Genomic DNA, 6,580 nt, shown 5'->3' with positions numbered 1-6,580 from the left:
TTAGGGCATGCTGTCGTGGCAAGCCCTCCAATGCCATATCGGCTCTTGAAGCTGGCTGAGGGTCATGGGTAATCAGGTAGTCCATTGGCTGGTCGATAAGGAGAGGGGGCTTGGCCCCCTTTTTAGATATTTTGACTGTGGGGGATAATATGCTGCCGCTATTGAAACGAGCTCCATCAATGTGGCGGGGTAGTTGTGGTGTAGCTGTACTGATCAACCAACTTTACTTTTCTTGTTTAAATTGATGCACAACAGTGCATATCAAATTTTATTGATGGGCAATGGTTATGTTTTATTATTGTTGCCTGATTGACTAGGAAAGTTATTGTGTGAGTTTTTGCTAAACATTTTTTTGAATGGTGTACCCATTACGCCATCCTCCTCATGTATATGATTAGGGTGTTTATTATATCCATCTGTCAATCCATGCCATAACATCGTTTTGAACACAATGTCTTTAACAAAAACAGACCGTAACATTATTGGGTGCAAATATGTTGTGTATTTATTTACGGAGGCAAGTGTATAGTTCGGCAGATGTTTTTTGACTGCCAACGAGGTAATCTTGCTCGATTATTAAATAATCGATTTGGTGTATGAGATGGATGGGGATTGTCATCGCATTTTCCGACAGGGAAGCCGTTTGCGGTTTTAACCAGTAAGCAGATAGCAGGAAAGAGGAGTGCACCATGGAACTGGTGGTGATCCGCCATGCAGAGACGCAGGCCAATGCCGAGGGACGTTATCAGGGGGCGTTGGATATCGGGCTCAATGACGATGGCGTGCGCCAGATCTCCCGCTTGGCTGAGGAAGTCTCGGTGGCACTGCCGCCGTTCGATCGGCTGCTGGCCTCACCCCTGCTGCGGACAAGAGAGTGCGCGGCCATCTTGTCTCGCCAGTTGGGATTGCCTGTTGAGCTTGCTCCGGCCTTTCGTGAGCGTAATGTCGGCCTGTTTGAAGGGCTGACACAGGCAGAGGCGAGGGCGCGATATCCCGAACTGTGGGCGCGCAATATCACCCGGCGCTGGGCGGAGGCTCCGCCTGGCGGTGAGACGCTGGACGAGGTGATTGCCCGGATCTCGCAGGGATTAACGTCACTGGCTTCGACCACTGAGGGGGTGCGAGTATTGCTGGTGGCGCACGGCGTGGTCGCCAAGGTGATCCGCGCCGTAACGATTGCCGGTTTTGATGACTTCTTCGAGTGGCAACTGCCCAACGGTGGCATGCTGTCGGTGAGGCTCTCTCTGGCTGATGGTGGCCCACTGCGCTTTAGCCGTCCCCTTGATGGTTGTGATTGAATAGTGCACCAAAAGCAGGACGAAAAAAGCAGCGCTACCGAAGAGGGTTGCGCTGCTTTTTGTGTTTGTTGCGGTTGGTTATCTCTGAAGGCACTGGTTAGCAGTGTCAGCACAGGGCAGGGGCGTGCGCCTTCAGATCGGCTCCGCCTCCTCTTTGCGGCAGCAGTTGCGCCCCTGTTTCTTGGCCATATAGAGGGCGGTGTCGGCTCGTCTAACCATCTTCTCTACAGTGTCATGGTTGCCCTTGCTGGCGCTGATCCCGATGCTGATGGTCAATGAGACCTCAAGTGCTCCGGATAGCGCATGGCGAGCTGATTCCACCGCTAGCCTGATCCGCTCGGCGCTGGCCCAGGCCAGCTCCAGCGAGGTCTCCGGCAGCAGCACGATAAACTCCTCGCCGCCCCAGCGCCCCAGCATGTCTACCTCGCGCAGCTGCTTGCCGATCCGGTTGACCAGGCTCAGGATCGCCTGATCCCCCTGCTGGTGGCCAAAGGTGTCGTTGACCTCCTTGAAGTGATCGATGTCGATCAGCAGCAGGCTCATGGTGTGGCCAAAACGCTGGCAGCGCTGCATCTCGGCGTTGACCAGCTCATCGAAGCGACGCCGGTTGGCAATGCCGGTCAGGGGATCCGTGGTGGCGGCTACCTTTAGCTCCTCCACCAGTCGCGCCCGCTCGGAGATGTCGCGCAGGATGGCGGTCATCTCGGTGGTCTGGCCCAGATTGATCTTGGCGATGGTCACCTCCAGCGGAAATTCGCTGCCATCACGGCGCAACCCCACCACAGAGGCGCGGGCATGCATGGGGCGCGAATTGATGGGTGAGTTGCTGAACGCCTTGAAGTAGCTGTCGTGGTTGGCGCGAAAGCGCTGCGGCAACAGGGTTTCCAGCCGCTTGCCAAGATAGCTCTCGTCGATGCCGAACATCTCGCAAGCGGCGGTGTTGATAAGCTCGATCCGCGATTCGCTGCTGACGCTGATGATGCCGTCATAGGCAGAGTTGACGACTGCTTCAAAGCGGCGGCGACTGGTCTTGAGCGCCTCTTCCAGCTGCTTCTTGGCGGTGATGTCGATGGCTGTGACGATGATCCGGTTGATCCGTGCCTGCTCGGGAATGATGGGGGAGAGGACAAAGCGCCACCAGCTGGTGCGCGACAGGCTGTCGATGGGGAGCTCGCTCTCCACCCCGGTCTGCTGGCTCACGCATTCATGCATCGGCTGCTCGATACTGCTGGTGATGTAACGGGGAAACATTTCGTTCAGCCGTTTGCCAATGCAGCCAAGCACCTCGATCTCGAAGGCCTTGGCGAAGGTATCGTTAGCTGATATCAGGACAAAATGGTCATCCTTGTCGAGGCTGAATACCGCCACGGCAGCGCCGATGGCGTCGAGGGATGACTTTATGTCGGCATGGGAACCTTGTGTAAACATGCGACCTCCACGGCGAATAACATATTGATATTCAGTATAGAGTGGTCGTTTGGCTAACTACTCTTCGATATCCAGCAACACCAGAATGGCGCTGTCGCCGCCCCATTCGCGGGGAGCCTGATGGAAGGCACGCACATTGGGATGCTGGGCCAGCCAGCTGGGAATGCGCTGCTTGAGAATATGTTTGCCGATGCCGTGCATCACCGAGGCGACATGAATGTTCTCTTTTTGGCAGAGAGTGAGCAGGGCGGCCAGCTCCTGTTTTGCCTGCTGCTGGTTCATGCCGTGCAGATCGAGATAGATCTCCGGCGGATAGCTGCCCCGCTTGAGCTTTTTCAGCTCAAATTTTGACACATCTTCCCGCACGTAACGGGTCGGCCCATCGTCGTCGAGATGGGGCTGATACTCATCGCTGAAATAGTGGTCAACCCCAAGCTTTTCGCGGGTTTCGCGCAATTCGCGTTTCTGCTTGACCGGGCGTAACTCGGCCCTTATGGTATCTTGCTTGATTTTCCGGGTACCTTTTATCGCATCGCGGAACAGCAGGGTTTCCTCGTCTGTCGGTGAGGGCGTTTTTTTCATCGGATGCTCATTTATTAGGTATGCGTCTTGCCCGCTACATAAGTTGGGCTCGGGCCGGATATTACTCGACTTGGAGGTGGATTTGGACAAGATATTTATCGATGAGGTGGTTGCCGAGATGCACACCATCCAGGACATGTTGCGTTGGGCCATGAGTCGTTTCAACGACGCCGGGATTTTTTACGGTCATGGAACCGACAACGCCTGGGATGAAGCTGTGCAGCTGGTACTGCCCGCGTTACATCTGCCACCGGATGTAGACCCGGCCATGCGCCACTCCCGTCTCACCAGCAGCGAGCGTCACCGCATCGCCGAGCTGATTATCCGCCGCGTACAGGAGCGGGTTCCTGCCGCCTACCTGACCAACAAGGCCTGGTATGCCGGTTGGGAGTTCTACGTGGACGAGCGGGTGCTCATTCCCCGTTCCCCGATTGCCGAGATGGTGGCCAACCGTTTCGCGCCTTTCCTCAAGCATGAACCGACCCGGATCATGGACTTGTGCACCGGCTCCGGCTGCATCGCCATCATCATGGCCCACGAGTTCCCGGAAGCGGAAGTGGATGCCATCGACATCAGCGTCGATGCGCTGAACGTGGCCGAGCGCAATATCAACGATCACGGGCTGGAGCAGCAGGTCATTCCGATCCGCTCCGATCTGTTCCGCGATCTGCCGGCGGGCGACAAGTACGATCTCATCGTCTCCAACCCGCCCTATGTGGACTCCGAAGATATGTCGGATCTGCCGGATGAATTCCGTCACGAGCCCGAGCTGGCGCTGGCGTCCGGCTCCGATGGTCTCAAGCTGACCAAGCGTCTGCTGGCCCATGCGGCAGATTTCCTCAAGGATAACGGCGTGCTGGTGGTCGAAGTGGGCAACAGCATGATCCATCTGGAAGCCCAGTTCCCCGAGATCCCCTTTACCTGGGTTGAATTCGAAAACGGCGGCCACGGTGTCTTTGTGATGACCCGTGAAGAGCTGGTGCAGTATCAGGATCATTTCGCCATCTACAAGAACTAAGCAGGAGCGCGCATGGCAGGGAACAGTTTTGGTCAACTCTTTCGGGTCACCACCTTTGGCGAGAGCCACGGCCTGGCGCTGGGCGCCGTGGTCGATGGTTGCCCGCCGGGGCTGGAGATAAGCGAAGCGGATCTGCAGGGCGATCTGGATCGGCGCAAGCCCGGTACCTCCCGCTACACCACGCCGCGTCGTGAGCCGGACGAGGTGAAGATCCTCTCCGGAGTGTTCGAGGGCAAGACCACCGGCACCTCCATCGGGCTGCTCATCGAGAATACCGATCAGCGCTCCAAGGATTACTCCGACATCAAGGATCTGTTCCGGCCGGGTCACGCTGACTACACCTATCACCAGAAGTATGGTCAGCGCGACTATCGCGGCGGCGGTCGCTCATCGGCGCGCGAGACCGCGATGCGGGTGGCGGCAGGGGCCATTGCCAAGAAGTACCTCAAACAAGTGCATGGCATCGAGATCACCGGTTTCCTCTCCCAGCTCGGCCCCATCAAGGCGGAAGGCTTCGACGCGGCGCAGATTGAGCAGAATCCCTTCTTCTTCCCCGATGCGGGCAAGCTGGAAGAACTGGATCAATACATGCGCGATCTGAAAAAAGAGGGTAACAGTATCGGTGCCAAGGTGCAGGTCATTGCGCACAATGTGCCGGTGGGCCTGGGTGAGCCGGTGTTTGACCGGCTCGACGCCGACATTGCCCACGCCATGATGGGCATCAATGCGGTGAAAGGGGTGGAGATCGGTGACGGTTTCGCGGTGGTGGAGCAAAAAGGCTCCGAGCATCGCGACGAGATGACCCCGGCAGGTTTTGACAGCAACCATGCGGGCGGCATTCTGGGGGGGATTTCGTCTGGTCAGGATATCGTGGTCAGCATGGCGCTCAAACCAACCTCCAGCATTACTGTGCCGGGCAAGACCATCAATACCGAAGGTGAGGCAATCGAGATGATCACCAAGGGTCGCCACGATCCTTGCGTCGGCATCCGCGCCGTGCCCATCGCCGAAGCCATGCTGGCGCTGGTGTTGATGGATCATCTGCTGCGCCATCGCGCCCAGAATCAAGGGGTGTTGACTCATACCCCGCAGCTGCGCTGATCGCGGCCGTTGCCCATCTACTGATCGTCCCCTGTTCGGGGATCTGGTTCGATAACCAACACAAAGGCGACCTCCGGGTCGCCTTTGCTATTTCAGGTGATGACTTATTCCATCAATGCTTGCGGAGGGCACGGGTCAGCAGATCCGCGGCGTCCGGATCGGCATTGAGGCGACAGCTGGGGGGCGAGAACTTGTTGTGGGGTTTGGGCAAGGCGCTGATGGCTTGGTTGATCTTGAGGAGCTGCGCGTCACTGACGCTGTTTTTGGCAAACATCAGGCTGACCGGCTGGTGGTGCAGCAATAACTGGCAGCTGATAAACCCCTCGGCCCCCAGCTGGGCTAGCCGGTAGCGGGCATATTGCCACTCCATGATGATGCCATCGAGGCGGCGGGCCAGCAGCAGATCGATCATTCGCTCATCGGCGTTGTACTCGGTCGCCCCCTTGAGGGCAGGGCACTCCTCCATCTGCTGCATCGGGCGGGTGCCGCGCAGCTTGCCAAGCTTTAGTCCCTTGCTGTGGCACAGTTCGGGCAAGGTATCGAGTTTCTCCCAGCGATCCTGATGGCCGGGGATAGGGTCATTGCTCAACAACACATAGGCGCTCTGGCGGTAGGGAGCCGAGAAGCGGGCGTACTGTTGGCGCTCCGGCAATGGCAGGGCGGCCATCGCCACATCCAGCTGATCGTGCTCCACCAGATGGAGTGCCCGTGCCCAGGGGATCTCGCGAAACTTGGGGGTGAAGCCCGCCCGGGTGAGGATCTGGCGGGTCAGGCTGACATCCAGCCCGTCCAGCTCGCCCCGGTTATCGATCTGGCTGAAGGGGGGCCAGTGGCTCCAGGCCACGGTCAGGGTCTGGTCGGCCTGCGATGCAGGGGAGAGCAGCATAAGCAGCAGACCGATCCGAATGGACCATCTGCTGCGGATAGCATATTGCGTGGTCATAGCCAAACCTCGTTATCCCGTTCTTCTGTCACGTGTCCTGTCATCCGCATGTTCGGATCGGAGCTGCGGAGACAGATATTATGTTGGCAGTTAATAGTGTGGTGCGTGCGCCAGCGGTCAACGGGATTATTCGGGCAGCAGCAGGGGGCTTTTCTGTTCGTGCTGGGATGAACATCACATTTTTCTCGTTTATCCCGGGCAACTCCGTTA

The 6,580-nt window shown here is 57.6% G+C and carries 6 protein-coding genes; 3 read left to right on the top strand and 3 right to left on the bottom strand.

Annotated features, from left to right (window positions below):
• Window positions 1-689: 689 nt before the first annotated feature.
• Window positions 690-1,298: a histidine phosphatase family protein gene (locus PG888_RS18980; protein ID WP_270694024.1), complete on the top strand. Its 609-nt coding sequence runs from the start codon at window positions 690-692 to the stop codon at window positions 1,296-1,298.
• Window positions 1,299-1,430: 132 nt separating this feature from the next.
• Here PG888_RS18980 and PG888_RS18975 read toward each other — a convergent pair whose 3' ends face one another.
• Window positions 1,431-2,726 (bottom strand): sensor domain-containing diguanylate cyclase, encoded by a 1,296-nt coding sequence (locus PG888_RS18975; protein ID WP_270694026.1) that lies wholly within the window; start codon window positions 2,724-2,726, stop codon window positions 1,431-1,433.
• 57 nt (window positions 2,727-2,783) lie between these two features.
• Complete coding sequence (gene smrB / locus PG888_RS18970) at window positions 2,784-3,308, bottom strand: endonuclease SmrB (RefSeq protein ID WP_270694028.1); 525 nt, start codon at window positions 3,306-3,308, stop codon at window positions 2,784-2,786.
• Between the two features lie 82 nt (window positions 3,309-3,390).
• Here smrB and prmB point away from each other — a divergent pair, with 82 nt between their 5' ends.
• Together prmB and aroC are read left to right on the top strand one after the other, a co-directional pair.
• Window positions 3,391-4,326, top strand: coding sequence for a 50S ribosomal protein L3 N(5)-glutamine methyltransferase (gene prmB, locus PG888_RS18965; protein WP_201984409.1), 936 nt, complete (start codon window positions 3,391-3,393; stop codon window positions 4,324-4,326).
• Window positions 4,327-4,338: 12 nt separating this feature from the next.
• The gene (aroC, locus tag PG888_RS18960; RefSeq protein ID WP_270694031.1) at window positions 4,339-5,427 is read left to right on the top strand and encodes a chorismate synthase; all 1,089 of its coding nucleotides are present in this window, start codon (window positions 4,339-4,341) and stop codon (window positions 5,425-5,427) included.
• Between the two features lie 112 nt (window positions 5,428-5,539).
• Here the strand turns inward: aroC and PG888_RS18955 are convergent, their stop codons facing one another.
• A complete protein-coding gene (locus tag PG888_RS18955) occupies window positions 5,540-6,370 on the bottom strand; it encodes a substrate-binding periplasmic protein (RefSeq protein ID WP_270694032.1) in 831 nt (276 codons plus the stop codon).
• Window positions 6,371-6,580 lie beyond the last annotated feature (210 nt).

The organism is Aeromonas sp. QDB23, assembly GCF_027707745.1.
GTDB classification, from domain to species: domain Bacteria; phylum Pseudomonadota; class Gammaproteobacteria; order Enterobacterales; family Aeromonadaceae; genus Aeromonas; species Aeromonas allosaccharophila.
The sequence above is the reverse complement of the archived record's forward strand: the minus strand, read 5'-3'. Positions and strand labels throughout refer to the sequence as shown.